We start from the raw sequence: 17877 nt of genomic DNA, 5'->3' as shown, positions 1-17877 counted from the left end.
CGCGGCGTCCGGAGTAATCGGACACCCGCTGTCAGCAGGCGTGACGCACTGTCCTACCGTTCTTCCCGACGTCCGCGAACCGTCAGGTTCCGGACGCGAGCACGCAGGGTCAAGCAACCGGCCCGGCATCCCGGGGTCCACCCGGGAACCGTTTCCGCAGACATCATCTGCCGGACGCGCCGGGCCAGGTCTCCGGTGCCGCTCGCCGCGGCACCCGCCGAACCGTCGCGTTCCGGCGCGGCGGAGGTCGAGATGCTTTCCGGGTCCTCGGACGCGCAGATCCTGCGCGCCTGCTGCGACGATCCCGTGTTCCGTGCCACGCGCTCCCCGTACCTGGTCGTCGACGGGGAGCTCATGGTCGTGGGGGCGAACGCGGCCTTCTGTGCGGCGACCCTGCGCGCGTCCGGCGAGCTGGTCGGCAGGCCGCTGACGGCCGCGCTGCCGGACGACCCCGACCGGCCCGGCGCCGACGGCGTCGCCAGGCTGACGGCGTCGCTGTCGCGGGTGCTGCGCCTCGGGCTGCGCGACCACCTGCCGGTGCAGCGTCACGACGTGCCCGCGGCGACGGGCACGCCCGGCTTCGTCGAACGGGTGTGGGTCACGGTGAACTCCCCGCTGGCCGCACCGGACGGGCGGGTCATCGGGGTGCTGCACCACATCGAGGACGTCACCGGGTTGATCAGCCCCGGCGCCGACGGCAGCGACCTCCCCGCCGCGGCGCTGGCCCGCGCCCTGGACACCGAGAACAGTCACCTGCGGGCCCGCTTCGCCCGGCACGTCAGCATCGAGCAGGCGAAGGGGGCCCTCATGGCCCAGCGCGGCTGCTCCGCCGACGAGGCGTTCACCCTGCTGCGCCGGCTCTCGCACGAGACGAACCGGAAGCTGCACGTGGTCGCCGAGGCGCTGCTGGCGGACACGGTCGGGCAGCGGCCCTGAGCCGTCACCACCCGTTCGCCCGCAGACCGTGCCGGAGCGCGATCACTGGGGCACGATGGGTGGTCACGAGTCGATCGACGGAGGCGACATGGTGGACCCGCACGCGGCCGTCCCGGGCCGGACCGCAGGCACGCTGACCGGCCGGTACCTGCTGGTGCTCAGCGATGACCTGGTGGCCGACCACGACACGGCACGCTCGGCGGTGGCGGAGCTGACCGGCCTGTCCGAGGTGACCAGCAGCCGCGACGACACACCGGGGGCCCACCCGACGCTGTTCGCCCGGCTCGGCGTCGCCGTCGCCGAGCTGGACCCGGCCCGGCTGCGCACCGTGCGGGCCGACCGCCGGGTGCTGTCGGTGGAGCCGGAACGCGTGCTGCGCGCCCTGTCCGGGCCCGGGCTGAGCGCCGACTACCTGCGCGGGTTCGCCGACGCGGCGGGCTTCCTGGCCGAGCGCGCCGCCGCGTCGGAGACCGCCGACGCGCCCGTCGCGGCCCGGTTCGCCGACAACGACCAGGTCACCTGGGGGCTGCAGGCCACCGGCGCGGACGTCGCCGCCGAGACCGGCGCCGGGATCACCGTCGCCGTCCTCGACACCGGCCTCGACCTCGGCCACCCCGACTTCGCCGGGCGGCAGATCGAGTCGCGCTCGTTCGTCGACGGCCAGGAGGTCGCCGACGTGCAGGGGCACGGCACGCACTGCATCGGCACCTCCTGCGGGCCGCTCGCCCCCGGTTCGGGACGCCGCTACGGCATCGCCCACGAGGCGAGGATCCTGGTCGGCAAGGTGCTCGGTGACGACGGCTCCGGCACCGACGCCGGCATCCTCGAGGGCATCGAGTGGGCGATCTCCTCCGGCGCGCAGGTCGTCTCGATGTCGCTGGGCGCGGACCTCGACGAGGTCTCCGCCGCCTACGAGAACGCCGGGCGGCGCGCGCTGGACGCGGGCACCCTGATCGTCGCCGCGGCCGGCAACAACGCCGAGCGCTCGACCGGGAACGTCGGTTTCGTCGGCGTCCCGGCGAACAGCCCGTCGATCATGGCGGTCGCCGCGGTGGACGCCGCGCTGGCCATCGCCGACTTCTCCGCGGCCAGCTCCGCGGTCGAGGGCGGGCAGGTCGACATCGCCGGCCCCGGTGTGGACGTGTACTCGTCGTGGCCGATGCCCCAACGCACCAACACGATCTCGGGCACCTCGATGGCCACCCCGCACGTCTCCGGGATCGCGGCGCTGTGGTCGCAGCGCACCGGGGCCCGCGGGCGCGACCTGTGGACCCAGCTCACGCAGGCCGCCCAGCGGCTGCCGCTGCCCTCGGGCGACGTCGGCGCGGGCCTCGTCCGGGCCCCGGGCCGATGAGCACGACCGGGAGGCTGCTGGTGTCGGTGGCCGACGGGCACGTCGCCGACGACGTCGCGCGGGCCTGCGCGGCCGCCGGGCTGCAGGTGGAGAAGGTGCTCACGGGGGTCGGGGTGGTCGTCGGGACGTGCGACGACCCGGACGTCCTGCGGGGTGTCACCGGGGTCGCCGCGGTCGAGCCCGACCGCGAGGTCCACCTGGACCGCGATCAGCCGGGGCCCGCGTAATCGGTCGACGCGCGACCCGTACGTCCGATACGGTGGCGCCAGTCGATCGCGCCCGGTGACACGCCGGCCGCGACGAACCGCCCGGACCGTCCCCGGGAGGCGCCCACCCGGCGCCCCGGCCACGGCCGGTGCCACCGACCCCGTACCGGCACCGCGCGATCCCGCGCGGCGCGGCACTCCGCCGCGTACCGGACACCACCTCGACCGAAACGACCATTCCTGTGCAGGCCTCCGTCCACCCACCCGTCACCGACCCCACCGTCCGGGGCGCCGTCGACCGGCTCACCGCCGAGTTCGCCGGTCGTTTCTCCCCGGACCTCGTCGACCACGTCGTGCGCGGTTCCCGCCGCGACCTCGACGTCGTCTCCGCCGCAGCGCTCCCCGAGATGGTCGAGCGCCTGGCCCGTCAGCGGCTGATCGAACACCTCTGATCCGTCCGGCCCCGTCGCCGGGCAGGATGGTCGCCATGTCGCGTCCGCTGTCCGGTCTGCACGTCGTCGAGTGCGCGAGTTTCGTCGCCGGTCCCACCGGTGGCATGACGCTCGCGCAGCTCGGGGCCTCGGTCGTCCGCATCGACCCGCTCGGGGGCGGCCCCGACCACGGTCGCTGGCCCGCCGCCGGGCACGGCACCGGCGACTCCTACTACTGGGCCTCGCTGAACAAGGGCAAGCGGTCGATCAGCATCGACCTGCGCTCCGACGAGGGCCGCGAGCTCGTCCTGGGCCTGGCGACGGCGCCGGGCCCGGACCGCGGTGTCCTCGTCGACAACGTCGTGGGCCGTCGCTGGATGGCCAACGACGCGCTCGTCGCGCGTCGCCCGGACCTGGTGCACGTGCGCGTGCAGGGCTACCCGGACGGCCGCCCCGCCGTCGACTACACCGTCAACGCCGAGGTCGGGATCCCGCAGATCACCGGCAGCGAGGAGGGCGCGGCCCCGGTCAACCACGTGCTGCCCGCGTGGGACCTGGTGACCGGCATGTCGGTCGCGACGGCCGTGCTCGCCGGGGTGTACCAGCGCTCCCGCACCGGCGCCGGGGTGTACTCCGAGATCGCGCTGTCCGACGTGGCGCTGGCCGGCGTCGCGAACCTGGGCTGGCTCTCCGAGGCCGACGAGCGCGGGCACGAGCGGCCGCGGCACGGCAACCACGTCTACGGCAGCTTCGGTGTCGACTTCGCCTGCTCCGACGGGAACCGGGTGATGGTCGTCGCGCTGACCCCGGCGCAGTGGAACGCCCTGGTGTCGGTCACCGGGACCGGTGACGTGTTCGCCGCACTGGAGCCCGCCCTCGACGCCGACCTGACCTCGGAGACCGAGCGCTACCGGCTGCGCGAGACGATCGCGGCGGTGCTGCGGCCGTGGTTCGCCGCGCGCGACTCGGCGACCGTGGAGTCCGAGCTGAACCGGGCCCGCGTGCTGTGGGGCCGCTACCAGGGGATGACCCACGTCGTCGCCGAGCACCGCGCCGGAGGGCACCCGCTGCTCGCCGATCTGGCGCTCCCCGGTGGCGCCACCGGTATCACCGCGCGCTCGCCGATCCGGTGGGACGCCGACCACGGTGACGCCGGCGCCGCCCCCGAGCTGGGCCGGGAGACCGACGAGGTACTCGCCGACGTCCTCGGTCTCGACGAGCGCACCATCGGCGGGCTGCACGACCGCGGCGTCGTCGGGTAGAGAATCCCCGTGACCGACGCACAGCTGACCGAGGCACGGTGGACCCACGTCGCGCTGCCCACCGGCGACCTCGACGCCGCCATCGACTTCTACACGACGATGACACCCCTCACCGTCGTCGAACGCTTCTCCGACGACGCCGGGCGGAGCGCCTGGCTGTCCAACGCCGGTCAGGTCCAGACGCCGATGGTGCTGGTCCTGGTGTCGTTCGACGCCGAGCAGGGTGGCGAGCTGGGGCTGCTGCGCCCCTTCGCCCACCTGGGGATCGAGGTGCCGACCCGCGGCGACGTCGACGCCGCCGCCGACCGCGCCCGCGACGCGGGGTGTCTGCACTGGGAGCCGCGGCAGATGCCGGGGCCGGTGGGGTACATCTGCGCGCTGACCGATCCGGACGGGAACGTCGTGGAGTTCTCGTACGGGCAGAAGGTGTTCACCTCGGTGCGGGAGAGGTGGGGCTGAGGTCCCGGGGTTCGCGTGGGACCCGGTCGAGCCCACCGTCCCGACCGGGTGGGGCTGTCGGAGCGCCGCTGTTCAGGGGCACCGAGGTCGGTCGTCGGGCGGCGTGCCCCGCTGGTCGCACCTGCGTCGTGCTCGTGCCGCCCCGTCGGTCGTGGGCCTTGCCGGCGGGGCCGACGACGAACGGGTTGATGCGCGATGTCCACCCCACCAGCCGCCCCCGGGGAGTCGGGTGATCCCGTCCCCCGCCACCTGGCCGACGGTGGTCGCGCCGTCCAGGTGAGAACCGGCATGGAGGTGCTTCCCTCTCGTGCCGGAGACATCACCCCAGCTCAAGGATTCGCGATAGCGAACGAAAACTAGGGATCGAACACACGTTCGAGTGTTGTCGACGGTGTGACCGCCACCCAGGAACCACCCGCCCACGCCACCGGCGTGCTCGCAGGCGGGTTCCCCTCGGGTGACCTCACCCTGCTCCGGTTCCACCTCGACCACGCCCTCGCCGCCGACACCTCCACGTTGTCCGAAGCCGAGCTGATCGACCAGATCCAGGAGATCGAGACTCTCCGGGCATCGCTCGCCGCACTGCAGACGGACCGGATCCGCGCCTTCGCCCAGGCCCATGTCGACAGCCACCGCGTCGACGACCGGACCGACGTCGACAAGATCCACCGCAGCGTCGTCGCCCAGATCCAACTGGCCTGCCGGGTCTCCACCACCGAGGCCCGCACCCGCGTCGCCGACGCCCGCGACCTGCGCGCCGGGCTCGACGACGTCCGGCGCCTCCATGAGACCGGGCAGCTCAGCGCCGCCGAGGTCACCGCGATCGCCGTCGAATGCCGCGACCTCGACACCACCCAACGCGCGCGGATCGATGCCCGGCTCACTGCCGTGCACGACCTGACCCGTTACGGGATCGGGCGCCTGCGGGCGATGACGCGGCGTCTGGTCGCCGAGATCGCCCCCGCCCGGTTCCGCGCCCGCGTCCACGCCGCCAGGGTCGAGCGCCGGGTCACCCTGCGGCCCGCGCCGGATGCGATGAGCTACCTGACCGCGTACGTGCCGGTCGAACAGGGCGCCGCCTGCCTGGCCGCGCTGCAGAAGGCGTTCGTCGAGGTCCAGGTCGACCCGCAGCCCCTGACCCGCACCCGCGGACAGGTCCTCGCCGACACCCTCGTCGAACGCGTCATCGGCCAGGCCACCGCGACCGCCGTGAACCTCGAAATCCAGGTCACCGTCCCGATCCAGGCCCTGCTCGACCCCACCTCCCCGCTGCCCGCCGAGATCCCCGGCCTCGGACCCGTCCCCGCCGACCTGCTCGCCACCCCGGAGGGGACGAAGTCCCTGCGCCGCCTGCTCACCGACCAGGGCCTCGTGATCGGCGGCGACTCCCGCAGACGCACCTTCACCGGACTCCTCGCCACCCTCGTGACAGCACGCGCGGAGAACCGGTGCACCGAGCCCTACTGCGACGCACCCATCCGCCACCTCGACCACATCCGGCGGGATGCCGACGGCGGACGCACCGAGCTGGAGAACGGGCGTGGAGTGTGCGAGTTCCACAACCACGTCCGCGAACAACCCGGCTGGAACGTCTTCCGCGCTCCGGACGGCATCGTGGTCACCGTCACCCCGACCGGACACCGCTACCGCGGTCCGGCACCACAACCGCCACCGCCCGCACCACCACCGCGCGCACCGACCTGACCTCGACGCCGCGCGCACCCCACCGATCCGATGGGGTGCGCGAGGTGGCGACGAGCGTGTCAGGAGGTCGGGGCGGACAGGTCGTAGACGGTCTGACCACCGACGGTCGTCGCCGCGTAGTGCTCGGCGACCCAGGTCGCGATCCGGCTGCTCGTCGAGTCGCTCTGCCCACCGGGGCCGCCGCCCTGGCCGCCCGCCACGTAGTAGGCGATCCGGCCCTGCTCCACGTAGGACTGGAACTCGGCGAGGGTGACGGCGGAGTCGCTGCCGGCCCACCCACCGGTCGACATGACCGCGGTCCCACTCGCCAGCTCCAGCGACGCGGCGGTCTGGGAGGTGGCGACCGCGGCCGCCCAGGTCGTCCCGGACGAGGACCGGGTCGCGGCGAGCAGTGAGGTCAGCTCCACCGAGGTCGCGCCGCCGGGGCCGGGCCCGCCACCGCCCTGCCCCGGGGACGTCGCCCCGGCACCACCGGACCCGTCCGCGCCGACGGCCGCACCCGGGCCGGCCGGGCCCGGGCGGGGACCGCCGGACGAACCGGCGGTGGTGCCGAACGAGCTCGACACCGTCCCGACCGAGGGGATGCTGCCGGTGTGCCCGGTCGACGCCGTCGCCACCGCGTACACCCCGGTCCCGAGCATCCCCGCCACCAGCACCGCGACCAGACCGGACCGCACCACCGCTCGCCCCCGGCCGGGCGCGAGCATCAGCCCCGCCGCGACCACCGTGACCACCCCGACCGGCCGGCACAGCCAGGAGAACGACTCCGCGCTCACCACCAGCAGCGCGACCGCCCAGCCACCGGTGACGAGCACCGTCGTCGCGGCGACGATCCGCGCCCACCGGGCACCCCGCTCCCGCCACAGCGCCGCCCCGCCGACGGCCACCACTCCGGCGAGCCCCGGGGCCAGCGCCACCGTGTAGTACGGGTGCATCGTGCCGCTCATCATCGAGAACACCGCCGCCGTGACGAGGGTCCAGCCACCCCACAGCAGCAGCGCCGCACGGGTCCGGTCGGTCCGCGGCGCCCGCCGGGTGACCCACAGCCCGGCGACGAGCAGGATCAGCGCGGCCGGCAGCAGCCAGGAGATCTCGTAGGCGAGCTCACCGGTGAACAGCCGCAACGGACCGGCCGCGCCGCCGAAGCCGGTGTCGCCACCACCGCCTCCCCCGCCGGGGCCGCCACCGTTGCCGGTGCCGCCGAGCAGCCGGCCGAGGCCGTTGTAGCCCAGCGCGAGCTCGAGCAGCGAGTTCGTCGTCGATCCTCCGATGTAGGGCCGGTCGGACGCGGGCCACAGCTCCACCAGCGCGATGAACCACCCCGCGGAGACGACCATCGCCGCCACCGCGGCACCCAGCTGCAGGATCCGGGTCCGCAGCCGCGGCGAGCCCGCGACCAGGTACACCAGCCCGAGCGCCGGGACGACCAGCAGCGCCTGCCCCATCTTCGTGAGGAAGGCGAACCCGACCGCCGACCCGGCCGCGACCAGCCACCAGGTGGACGCCCGCACCGAGGCGGCGTCGACGGCGCGCGAGCCGGCCCAGGCCGCGACGACGAGCAGCAGCGTCAGCAGCGCGTCCGGGTTGTCGAACCGGAACATCAGCACCGCCGCCGGGGTCAGCGCCAGCGCCGCGCCCGCGAGCAGACCCGCGGCGGGCCCGGCCCACCGCCGCACCGTCGCGTGCAGCAGGGCCACCGCGCCCACACCCATCAGGGCCTGCGGCACGAGCAGGCTCCACGACGAGAACCCCAACAGCCGCGCCGAGGCCACCATCACCCACAGCGCTGCGGGCGGCTTGTCGACGGTGATCGCGTTCCCGGAGTCCAGCGACCCGAACAACCACGCCTTCCACGACTGGGTCCCGGCCTGCACCGCGGCGGCGTAGAAGTCGTTGGCATGGCCCGAGGCCGACAGGTTCCACAGGTAGAGCACTGCGGTCGCGGCGAGCAGTACCAGCAGCCCCGGCCGCGCCCAGCGCGGGCCGTCGTGGGCTCCGCGGAGCAGCCGCGCCACCCGCCCGGGCGGCGCGACGGACGGGCCGGAGCCGGTGGGTGGGACGGGTGGGGGGACGGACGGCGGCGGGGTGTCGCGGTGCCGTCCCGGTCGGACCGGGGTCGCGGTGCTCACGGGGGTCTCCTCGAGTCGTGGAGGTACGCGGACCACCGTCGTCCACGGCTCTGTCGCGCTCCTGTCCGGTTCCTGTGCGCGGTCTGTGAGCGATGAGTTCCGGGCGCGACGCCGGTCACCCCTCACATGACCGAGCCGACCACCACCGCCCTGCCCCCCGTCGTCGACACCGCCACCTGGGAGCGCGAGCTCGCCGCGCTGCGCGTCCGCGAGAAGGCCGCCACCCGCGAGCTCGACGCCATCGCCGCCGCCCGTCGCCGGCTGCCGATGGTCGAGATGCCCGACTACGTCCTGCGCGGCGAGGACGGCCCCGTCCGCCTCGCCGAGATCTTCGACGGCCACCCGCAGCTGATCGTCTACAGCCACATGTGGCACGACGGCGCCGACTGGCAGTGCGGCGGGTGCACGGGGTTCACCTCGCAGTTCACCCGGCTCGCCGGTCTGGAGAAGTTCGACGCCCGCTTCGTGATCGTCACCCAGGGCCCGATCGACGAGGCGCTGGCCTACCGGCGTCGCGTCGGCAACACCATGACCTGGTACTCGACGGCCGACAGCAGCTTCGGCACCGACGTCGGCGCCCCGCCCGGGGGCGGCTTCGCGGTCAACGTGTTCCTGCGCGACGGCGACCGCGTCTTCCGCACCTGGCACACCGACGGCCGCGGCACCGAGCAGCTGTCCTACCTGTTCCCGCTGGTCGACGTACTGCCCTACGGCCGCCAGGAGGTCTGGCAGGACTCGCCGGAGGGCTGGCCGCAGGGCCCCACCTACAGCCGGTGGGCCGGGCCGCAGGAGATCGCCGCCGCCTACGGCGAGGGCTGAGCCCGCGCCCGCACCCCGGCCAGGACGGTGTCGACGACCGCCACCGCGTGACCCCGGGCGTCGTCGCGGGCGGCGAGGTGCGCGGGGGTGGTCGCGACGTGGTTGCGCACCGCCCCCGCGACCAGGTCCGCGACCAGCGCCACCGACGTCCCGGCCGGGAGCTCGCCGCGCTCGATGCCGCGGCGCACCATCGTCCGGGCGCCGCGGACGTGCTCGGGATAGGCGTCGTCGGCGAGCGCCCCCGCGATCTCCGGGACCCGGTGGGAGTCCACGAGCAGCCGCTCGACCAGCCGGCCGTCGTCGCTCGTGGCGAACGCCGTCCACAGCTCGGCGAAGGTCACCAGGTCCTCGCGCAGCGAGCCGGTGTCGATGTCGGCGACGAAGCGGGCCCGGTCGCGCACCGCCGCCACCAGCAGCGCCGCCCGGGTCGGCCAGCGCAGGTACAGCGACCCCTTCCCGATCGACGACCGGCGGGCCACCTCCTCCAGCGACAGCCCGGACCAGCCGCGCTCGCCGTAGACCTCGCGAGCGGCGGCGAGGGCGCGACGGTCGACGTCCGGGTCGCGCGGACGTCCGCTGCGGCGCGACGGCGGGGGCACGGCGGCGATCCTGCCAGACGGTGCTGTGACCACCGACCCACTTCTGGACGGTGTCCGTCCGTAATACGCTCACCGGTGTGATCAGGACAGCGCTGACCGATCTGCTGGGCGTCGAGCACCCGATCGTCGGGTTCAACCGGTCCCCCGCGGTGGTGACCGAGGTGAGCCGTGCCGGCGGGTTCGGGGTGCTCGCGGCGGTCTCCTACACCGCCGAGGAGCTCGACGCGCAGCTGACCTGGATCGAGGAGCAGCTCGACGGGCGGCCCTACGGGGTCGACCTGCTCGTCCCGGAGAAGACCGCCGACCCCGGGGCCGACCGGGAGGACCTGGTCGCCGCGCTGCGTGCGCAGCTCCCGGCCGAGCACCTCGCCTTCGTCGACGACCTGCTCGACCGCTACGGCATCCCGCGGCTGCCGGTCGACCCCGGGCGCGACGCGATCGCGGCGGGGATGAGTCGGCGCGGCGCCGAGGCCCAGCTCGACGCGGTGTTCGCCCACCGGCCCGCGCTCGTCGCGAACGCGCTCGGCACCGCGCCGCCGCACCTCGTGGAGCGCGCGCACGACGCCGGGACGGTCGTCGCCGCGCTGGTCGGGAGCCGCCGGCACGCCGAACGGCAGCTCGCGGCCGGGGTCGACGTGCTCGTGGCGCAGGGCACCGAGGCCGGTGGGCACACCGGCACCATCGCGACGACGGTGCTGACCCCGGAGATCGTCGGTGTCGCCGGGGACCGTCCGGTGCTGGCCGCGGGCGGCATCGCCTCGGGCGACCAGATGGCCGCCGCGCTCGCGCTCGGTGCGGCCGGGGTGTGGTGCGGCTCGGTGTGGCTGTCCAGTGTGGAGGACGTGGCGCCGGAGTCGGTGAAGCGCAAGTTCCTGGCCGCGGGCAGCGGCGACACCGTCCGCTCCCCCGCCCGGACCGGAAAGCCCGCCCGGCAGCTGCGCAGCGCCTACCACGACGCGTGGTCCGCGCCCGGCGCGCCGGCGCCGCTGCCGATGCCGCTGCAACCGCTGCTGACCCTGCAGGCCTGGTCCAGCATCGACGCCGCCGCCGACGCCGGGAACGCGGGCGCGGAGGAGCTGCAGTCGTTCTTCGTCGGGCAGGTCGTCGGCGCGTTCACCGAGCTGCGCGGCGCGGGCGAGATCACCCGGGAGATGGCGCGCGACTGCGAGCAGCGCATCGCCGCGCTCGCGGGGCTGGTCGGATGAGCCTCGACCCGCGGACACCCGTCGTCGTCGGGGTCGGGGAGGCCTCCGAGCGGATCGGCGAGCCCGGCTACGCCGCCCTGTCACCGGTCGGGCTCGGCGCCGCCGCGGCCGCCGCGGCGCTCGCCGACACCGGCGCCGACCCGGCCGCGGTCGCGGCGGCGCTGACCGTCGTCGCCGGGGTGCGGCAGTTCGAGATGTCGCTGCCCGGGGCGGTCGCGCCGCTGGGCCGGGCGGACAACTACCCGCGCGCGGTCGCCCGCCGCGTCGGCGCCGACCCGCGCCGGGCGGTGCTCGACGTCGTCGGCGGGCAGTCCCCGCAACGGCTGGTCACCGAGTTCGCCGGCGCGATCGCCCGAGGGGAGGCCGGGGCGGTGCTGCTCGTCGGGGCCGAGGCGATGTCGACCGTGCGGGACCTGATGTCGCGCCCCGAGGCCGAGCGGCCCGACCACGGCGAGCACGTCGGCGGCACGCTGGAGGACCGCGGGTACGGCTCGGAGCTGCGCAGCCCGGTCGCCGAGGCACACGGCGTGCTCTCCCCCGCCGCCTACTACGCGCTGTGCGAGAACGCCCGCCGCGCCCGGCTCGGCCTCGGCCGGGACGCCTACGCCCACGGGATGGGCGCGCTGTTCGCGCCGTTCACCCGGGTCGCCGCCGGGCACCCGCACGCCGCCGCGCCGCAGGCCCGAACGCCCGACGAGCTCGTCACGACCGACGACCGCAACCGGATGATCACCGACCCGTACCCGCGGTTCCTCGTCTCGCGCGACCAGGTCAACCAGGGCGCCGCGGTCGTCCTCACCTCGGTCGGCACCGCCCACGACCTGGGGATCGACCCGCAGCGGTGGGTGTTCCTGCACGGCCACGCCGACCTCACCGAGCGCGCCGTGCTCGACCGCCCCGACCTGGGCGCCTACCCGGCGGCCGAGGCCGCCGTCCGGCACGCCCTGGACCGCGCCGGGACCGGCGTGGACGACCTCGCCGCGATCGACCTGTACTCCTGCTTCCCGATCGCGGTGTCCTCGGTCGCCGCCCCCCTCGGGCTGGCCGCCGACGACCCGCGCGGGCTCACCGTCACCGGTGGGCTGCCGTTCTTCGGCGGGCCGGGGAACGACTACTCGATGCACGCGGTCGCCGAGGTCGTACGACGCCTGCGGGCCGACCCGGGCACGTACGGCCTGGTCGGCGCGAACGGCGGGTTCCTGTCCAAGTACTCCGCCGGGGTCTACTCCACCCGCCCCGCCCCCTGGCGCGACGACGACAGCGCCGCGCTCCAGGCCCGGCTCGACGCCGTTCCCACCGTCCCGACGACGACCGCCGCCGACGGCACGGCGACCGTCGAGACCTGGACGGTGCGCCACGACCGCGACGGCAGCCGGCACGCGGTCGTCGTCGGCAGGCTCGACGACGGCGGTGCGCGGTTCATCGGGTGCGGTCGCGACGACGAGCTGCCGGAACTGCTCGCCGGCGACCCGGCCGGGGCTGCGGTCCGGGTCCGGCCCGACGGGAAGCTGACGATCGTCACGCCGCGCTGACGGGTATCCGGGCCCCGTGACCGGGAGGTCGCCGAGCGCGAGCCGTCACGTCGCTGCGCCACCGGACCGGCTCGCGGCCGCCGTCGAGGGCTGAGCCACCTCCCCCAGGGCCGTGCCGAGGATGTCCACGCCGCGGCGGATCTCGGCCTCGGTCGCGGTCAGCGGCGGCGCGATCCGGAACGTCCCACCCATGCCGGGCAGCTGCACGATGTTCATGTGCAGACCCAGCTCGGCGCACCGCGCGGTGACGGCCGCCCCGAGCGCGTCGGTGTCGGAGCCCGCCAGCTCCAGCCCGACCAGCAGGCCGCGGCCGCGGACGTCGCCGATCGTCCCGGTCGTGCGGGCCAGGTCCCGCAGACCGTCCTGCAGCAGCGTGCCCAGCTCGCGGGCGCGCAGGTCGAGCCGGTCGCGGGTGAGCACGTCGAGCACGGTGAGCCCGACCGCCGCCGGGAGGGGGTCGTTGACGTGGGTGGTGAAGAACAGGAAGCCGCGCTCGTGCGCGACCTGCTCGATCGCGGCCGTGGTGAGGACGGCGGCGAGCGGCAAGCCTGCCCCGAGCGTCTTCGACAGCGTGAGGATGTCGGGGACCACGCCGTCGCGCTGGTGGGCGTACCAGTCGCCGGTGCGGCACAGACCCGTCTGGGCCTCGTCGAGGATCAGCAGCATGCCGCGCTCGTGGCACTTGTCGCGCAGCGCCGCCAGGTAGCCCGGCGGCAGGTCGACGACCCCGCCGGAGGACAGGACCGGCTCGACGATGCAGGCGGCGAGGCTGCCGACGGACTGGGCGTCGATCAGGGCGAACCCGAGGTCGAGCTGGCGGCGCCAGTCGAGCTCCCCGGCGTCGTCGACGAGGTCGGGGCGGTAGCGGTCGGGCACCGGCAGCGCGAAGTTGCCGGGGGCGGCGGGCCCGTACCCGGCGCGGCCGGCGACGTAGGTCGCGTTCGCCGCGGCCTGGGTCATGCCGTGCCAGGACCGGGCGAAGGAGACGATCTCGTGCCGGCCGGTGACGAGCTTGGCCATCCGGATCGCGGCCTCGTTGGACTCCGCGCCGGTGGTCAGCAGCATCGCCCGGTCCAGGCCGCCGCCGACCGAGGCGCACAGCCGCTCGCACAGCTCCAGCACCGGCCGCGACAGCATCCCGCTGTAGAGGTGGTCGAGCCGTCCGACCTGGTCGCGGACGGTCGCGACGATCTCCGGGTGCGAGTGCCCGAGGATCGCGCTCATCTGCCCGGAGGTGAAGTCGAGCAGCTCCCGGCCGCTCTCGGTGGTGATCGTGGTGCCGCGCGCGTGCGCGATCACCTCGGGACTGAAGCCGCCGCGGCCGGAGTAGCGGATGAGGTGCTCGGTCACAGCCAGGTCCTCTCGCGGGCCCGGACGGTCCGGGCGACGGTGTCGTTGACCGGGGTCGGCACGCCGAGCCGGGCGCCCTCGCGGGCCACCGCCCCGTTGATGGCGTCGACCTCGCAGCGGTGCCGGGCGAGCGCGTCGAGCAGCATCGACGGGCGGGCGTGCGGGATGGCGCCGCCGAGCCGGCGGACGTGCTCGACCGGGTCGCCGACCTGCAGCGTCACGCCGGACGCCTGCGCCACCGCGACGGCCTCCTCGGCGCAGGCGCGGGCGACCGCCCAGGCGTCGGGGTCGTCGAGCACCCCGCCGATGGTCAGCCCGGTCAGGCAGGTCGTCCCGGAGAACGCGGCGTTCATGACCAGCTTCTCCCAGACCATCCGGCCCAGGTCGGTGTACAGCGCGACGCCGAACCCCGCCGACCGCCAGATCTCCGCCGAGGCCTCCAGCTGGGCGGCGGGCAGCCCGTCCCACGGGCCGAAGCGGACCATCTCCATGCCGTTGTGGTGCGCGACGCCCGGCTCGGGCAGCGACGCCCCGAACCCGCCGACGACGCCGACCGCGATCCGCCCCGGGTCCAGCTCGGCGGCCGCGACCTCCGGGGAACCGAGCCCGTTCTGGATGGTCTGCACGACCGTGCCCGGGCCGACCAGGTGCGCGCACGACCGCGCGGCGACGGCGACGTCGTAGGCCTTGGTCGCGACGACCACCAGGTCCGCGGGCCGGTCGAGGGCGACGTCGGCGGCGTCGAGGACCGCCGAGGCGAGTCCGACCGTGCGGTCACCGCTGTGCCCGGTCACCCGCAGGCCGCGTTCCCGCAGTGCCGCGGTGTGCCCGGCGCGCCGGCAGACGGCGTGCACCTCGTGCCCGGCGTCGGCCATCAGCCCGGCGTACACCGAGCCCATCGCGCCGCAGCCGACGATCACCACCACCGCCATGCCGACCTCCTCCGGCGCAGTCTGGCATCACGGGGACCGTCCGGTCAGCCCGCCGACGGTGCCGCGATCCGCACCCCGTGCCCCGCGGCGTGCGCGGCGACCGCGTCCGGCGCGGGCGGGCCGGAGCGCCCGAGCTCGCTCATCCCGCGCAGGAACGGCACCTGCGTCGCCCCCGTCACCAGCACGACCAGCCGGGCGTCGGTGTCGGCCCGGTAGCGGTGCAGCACCCCGGCCGGGACGTGCGCGACGTCCCCGGCGCGCAGCCGGTGGGTGACGCCGTCGAGGTCGACGTCGAGCTCGCCCGCGGCCAGGTAGAACACCTTGTCCGCGGACAGCGTGTGCGGCGGCGACGCGGCCCCGGGGCCCAGCGTCAGCTCGAGTGCCTCCCAGGCGTCGCCGGTGTCGGCGCCGGTCGCGAGCGGGACGGCGCGGGTGTGCGGCATGCCGAACGCGTCGGCGTCGTCAGTCGTGATGATCCTGGCTTCCATGGCGGCCTCCTGTGGGGTGTGCTGCTGGGACGACCGTAGGGAGCGGCGGGCGCCGGTCCCATCCCTGCTTCCAGGGGGGTGGCCCCGTGACCGATCACGCCGAGCTGCGTCGCCGTGCCGCCGCGGCGCTCGCCCGCCGGGTCCCGGCCGACCTCGCGGTGTGGGCGGTGCTGGACCCGGCGACGCTGCTGTGGTCGGACTGCGTGCTGGTGGGCGCGGAGCGCGACGCGGCGTTCGAGAACGCGGTGTTCGACAACGAGTACCGCGTCGACGACGTGCTGAAGCTGACCGACGTCGCCGCGACCGGCCGGGCCGGGGCGCTCAGCGCCGTCACCGGCGGGGACCCGGCGGCCAGCGCCCGCTACCGCGACGTCCTGGTCCCGCGCGGGTTCACCGACGAGCTGCGGGTGCCGCTGCACGACGGCCGCACCACCTGGGGCGCGGCGGTGCTGCTGCGGGCGGGCGGCACGTTCGCCGCCGCGGACGTCGCCGCGGCCACGGCGGTCGCCCGCCCGCTCGGCGAGGCCCTGCGCGACACGCTGGTGCGGACGGGGCGAGACCTGGTCGGCGGTGCCCCGGCCGGGACGATCCTCGCCGACGCCGACGGACGGGTGCTCGACCTGTCCGACGACGCCCGTGCCCTGCTCGGCGGCGACGCCGTCCCGCAGGTCGTGCAGGCGGTCGCGGCCCGCCGGGCCGCGGGCCTGTCGGCCGAGGGCACGGTCCCGCTGACCGACGGCCGGTGGCTGTCGTTCCGGGCGTCGCCGCTGGGTGGGGCGCTCGCCGTCGTCGTGGAGGAGGTGCGCCCGCACCAGGTCGCCGACCTCGTGGTGCGCAGCAAGGGTCTCACCCCGCGTGAACGGCAGGTGCTCGCCGCGCTCGTCCGGGGCGCGTCGAACCGGCGGATCGCACGCGAGTGCGGGATGAGCGAGTACACGGTGCTCGACCACGTCAAGCGGCTGTTCGCGAAGTTCGGGGTCTCCGGGCGCGGCGAGCTGACCGCCGCGCTGTTCTTCGACCACTACGCCGAGGCCCACTCGGGACGCTGACCCGCCGGATACGGCAGGCTTCAGGAAGGAGCAGGAACCGGACGAGGGGGACGTCGTGACCTGGAGCACCCGAGAGGTCGCCGAGCTGGCGGGGACCAGCCTGCGGGCGGTGCGGCACTACCACGAGATCGGGCTGCTGGCCGAGCCCGAGCGGCGCACGAACGGCTACAAGCAGTACGGGGTCGCGCACCTGGTCCGGCTGCTGCGGATCAAGCGGCTCGTCGACCTGGGGTTCTCGCTGACCCAGATCTCCGAGATGAACGACGCCGACGCCCACCCGGAGGAGGCCGCCCGCGCGCTCGACGCCGAGCTGGCCGCCACCATCGAGCGGCTGCAGCAGGCCCGCACCGAGCTGGCCCTGATCCTGGACGGTGCCGCGCCCACCGACCTGCCCACCGAGTTCGCCGCGGCCGCCGACCAGCCGATGTCCGAAGCCGACCGGTCGCTCACCCTCGTCCTTCCGCGGGTGCTGGGGTCGGAGCGGCTGCAGGCCGTCGCGGACATGCTGGCCGCCGCCCGCCCGGACCCGACGCAGAACCGGTTCGACACGCTCCCGGCCGACGCCGACGAGGCCACCCGCCAGGAGCTCGCCGACCGGATGGTGCCCTACATGCGCGCGCTCTACGAGACCCATCCCGGCCTGGTCGCGCCGAACACCGACGCACCCGTCGGTGAGCAGCGGGCGGAGCAGACCCTCGGCCGGGCGATGCGGGAGCTGTACAACCGCGCCCAGCTCGACGTGCTCGTGCGCGCCGGGAAGGCACTCGCCGCGGAGCGTGGGGACGGCTGACCCGGGCCCACCGCGGGTGTGGGGCTCGTGGCGAGCGGCGGGCTCGTCGTCGACGCCGACCCAGATGTGGCCTTCCTCCTCCCGGACCGTGCGCCGGTTCCAGGCCGCGGCCCGGGCTGCCGAGCGCATCGAGCACCGCGGCAGCGCCCCCGTGCTGGCCGCGCAGCTCGGCGTCAAGCTCGTCGTGGTCGCGCCGGTCGGAACCGGAGCCGACGGGAACGAGCCGCGCGCGCTGGCCGGTGCGGTCGCGACGGCGGTGCAGGCGAAGCTGTCCGGTACCGCACGCGTGGCGTTCGGCGCCCCCGGCCCCGGCGGGTCGACGCCGCCCCGGTGATCGGCTACGAGGACCTGCGGATCTTCGTCGCCCTGCGCGAGGTCGCCGACTCCGAGAACGGACGGCGGTTCGCCCGCGAGGTGCTCGCCCCGTTGCGCCGCGCGGACGGGCACAACCGCAGCCCGGAGAGCGTGGTGCTCGCCTACATCGCCGAGTCGGGCAACCTCGACGCGGCCGCGCGACGGCTGGGCCTGCACCGCAACACGACCCTCTACACGCTCGACCGGGTCTCGCGGGCGATCGGGATGGAGATCCGGTCCTCCGACACCCAGTTCATGGTGTGGCTGACCCACCCGTG

Annotated in this window: 18 protein-coding genes and 1 pseudogene; 14 read left to right on the top strand and 5 right to left on the bottom strand. The window is 75.2% G+C overall.

Annotated elements, in window-relative coordinates; translation table 11 throughout:
- Positions 1–252 precede the first annotated feature (252 nt).
- The 7 genes from KPF22_RS10610 (at position 253) to KPF22_RS10580 (ending at position 6352) form a co-directional block, all read left to right on the top strand.
- A complete protein-coding gene (locus tag KPF22_RS10610) occupies positions 253–936 on the top strand; it encodes an ANTAR domain-containing protein (RefSeq protein ID WP_224401925.1) in 684 nt (227 codons plus the stop codon).
- Between the two features lie 88 nt (positions 937–1024).
- On the top strand, positions 1025–2290 hold the full coding sequence (locus KPF22_RS10605) for a S8 family serine peptidase (protein ID WP_208825388.1): 1266 nt from the start codon (positions 1025–1027) through the stop codon (positions 2288–2290).
- Entirely contained in the window at positions 2287–2517 is a 231-nt protein-coding gene (locus KPF22_RS10600) for a hypothetical protein (RefSeq protein ID WP_208825390.1), read from the top strand. The genes KPF22_RS10605 and KPF22_RS10600 overlap by 4 nt, the downstream gene beginning before the upstream one ends.
- Before the next feature lie 221 nt (positions 2518–2738).
- On the top strand, positions 2739–2948 hold the full coding sequence (locus KPF22_RS10595; RefSeq protein WP_062396439.1) for a hypothetical protein: 210 nt from the start codon (positions 2739–2741) through the stop codon (positions 2946–2948).
- Between the two features lie 35 nt (positions 2949–2983).
- Positions 2984–4189, top strand: coding sequence for a CoA transferase (locus tag KPF22_RS10590; protein WP_224401924.1), 1206 nt, complete (start codon positions 2984–2986; stop codon positions 4187–4189).
- A 9-nt stretch (positions 4190–4198) separates the two neighbouring features.
- Positions 4199–4648: a VOC family protein gene (locus KPF22_RS10585; RefSeq protein WP_224401923.1), complete on the top strand. Its 450-nt coding sequence runs from the start codon at positions 4199–4201 to the stop codon at positions 4646–4648.
- A gap of 393 nt (positions 4649–5041) precedes the next feature.
- Positions 5042–6352, top strand: a complete 1311-nt coding sequence (locus KPF22_RS10580) for an HNH endonuclease signature motif containing protein (RefSeq protein ID WP_224401922.1) — start codon at positions 5042–5044, stop codon at positions 6350–6352.
- 59 nt (positions 6353–6411) lie between these two features.
- Here KPF22_RS10580 and KPF22_RS10575 read toward each other — a convergent pair whose 3' ends face one another.
- A complete protein-coding gene (locus KPF22_RS10575; RefSeq protein WP_374107470.1) occupies positions 6412–8481 on the bottom strand; it encodes a glycosyltransferase family 39 protein in 2070 nt (689 codons plus the stop codon).
- Positions 8482–8607: 126 nt separating this feature from the next.
- On the opposite strand from KPF22_RS10575, the gene KPF22_RS10570 reads away from it, so the two are divergent.
- Entirely contained in the window at positions 8608–9300 is a 693-nt protein-coding gene (locus KPF22_RS10570; RefSeq protein WP_224401921.1) for a DUF899 family protein, read from the top strand.
- On the opposite strand, the gene KPF22_RS10565 is transcribed toward KPF22_RS10570, so the two are convergent.
- Positions 9285–9899: a TetR/AcrR family transcriptional regulator gene (locus KPF22_RS10565; RefSeq protein WP_208826650.1), complete on the bottom strand. Its 615-nt coding sequence runs from the start codon at positions 9897–9899 to the stop codon at positions 9285–9287. The two genes, KPF22_RS10570 and KPF22_RS10565, sit on opposite strands and share 16 nt — an antisense overlap.
- A gap of 77 nt (positions 9900–9976) precedes the next feature.
- Between KPF22_RS10565 and KPF22_RS10560 the strand changes: the two genes are divergently transcribed.
- Both KPF22_RS10560 and KPF22_RS10555 read left to right on the top strand, forming a co-directional pair.
- Positions 9977–11104 (top strand): nitronate monooxygenase, encoded by a 1128-nt coding sequence (locus tag KPF22_RS10560; protein ID WP_224401920.1) that lies wholly within the window; start codon positions 9977–9979, stop codon positions 11102–11104.
- Positions 11101–12636: an acetyl-CoA acetyltransferase gene (locus tag KPF22_RS10555; RefSeq protein ID WP_224401919.1), complete on the top strand. Its 1536-nt coding sequence runs from the start codon at positions 11101–11103 to the stop codon at positions 12634–12636. The genes KPF22_RS10560 and KPF22_RS10555 overlap by 4 nt, the downstream gene beginning before the upstream one ends.
- Positions 12637–12681: 45 nt before the next feature.
- Here KPF22_RS10555 and KPF22_RS10550 read toward each other — a convergent pair whose 3' ends face one another.
- From KPF22_RS10550 to KPF22_RS10540, 3 genes are read right to left on the bottom strand one after another with little or no spacing between them, the layout of a single operon-like run.
- Positions 12682–13992 carry an aspartate aminotransferase family protein gene (locus KPF22_RS10550; protein ID WP_224402409.1) on the bottom strand — a complete coding sequence of 437 codons (1311 nt, stop codon included), beginning with the start codon at positions 13990–13992 and terminating at the stop codon, positions 12682–12684.
- Entirely contained in the window at positions 13983–14918 is a 936-nt protein-coding gene (locus tag KPF22_RS10545) for a ketopantoate reductase family protein (RefSeq protein ID WP_224401918.1), read from the bottom strand. The genes KPF22_RS10550 and KPF22_RS10545 overlap by 10 nt, the downstream gene beginning before the upstream one ends.
- A gap of 44 nt (positions 14919–14962) precedes the next feature.
- On the bottom strand, positions 14963–15406 hold the full coding sequence (locus tag KPF22_RS10540) for a cupin domain-containing protein (RefSeq protein ID WP_178373221.1): 444 nt from the start codon (positions 15404–15406) through the stop codon (positions 14963–14965).
- Positions 15407–15492: 86 nt separating this feature from the next.
- On the opposite strand from KPF22_RS10540, the gene KPF22_RS33065 reads away from it, so the two are divergent.
- The 4 genes and pseudogenes from KPF22_RS33065 to KPF22_RS33595 form a co-directional block, all read left to right on the top strand.
- Entirely contained in the window at positions 15493–16455 is a 963-nt protein-coding gene (locus tag KPF22_RS33065; RefSeq protein WP_224401917.1) for a helix-turn-helix transcriptional regulator, read from the top strand.
- 55 nt (positions 16456–16510) lie between these two features.
- Complete coding sequence (locus KPF22_RS10530; protein ID WP_224401916.1) at positions 16511–17245, top strand: MerR family transcriptional regulator; 735 nt, start codon at positions 16511–16513, stop codon at positions 17243–17245.
- An 88-nt stretch (positions 17246–17333) separates the two neighbouring features.
- Complete coding sequence (locus tag KPF22_RS10525) at positions 17334–17579, top strand: hypothetical protein (protein WP_224401915.1); 246 nt, start codon at positions 17334–17336, stop codon at positions 17577–17579.
- A pseudogene (locus tag KPF22_RS33595) lies at positions 17576–17854 on the top strand (helix-turn-helix domain-containing protein); the annotation flags it as partial. The gene KPF22_RS10525 and the pseudogene KPF22_RS33595, both read left to right, overlap by 4 nt.
- Between the last annotated feature and the right edge of the window lie 23 nt (positions 17855–17877).

Origin of the sequence: Pseudonocardia sp. ICBG1034 (assembly GCF_020131375.1) — a bacterium.
In the GTDB taxonomy this organism is placed as follows: Bacteria; Actinomycetota; Actinomycetes; order Mycobacteriales; family Pseudonocardiaceae; genus Pseudonocardia; species Pseudonocardia alni.
This window is presented reverse-complemented; position numbering and strand designations above follow the sequence as displayed.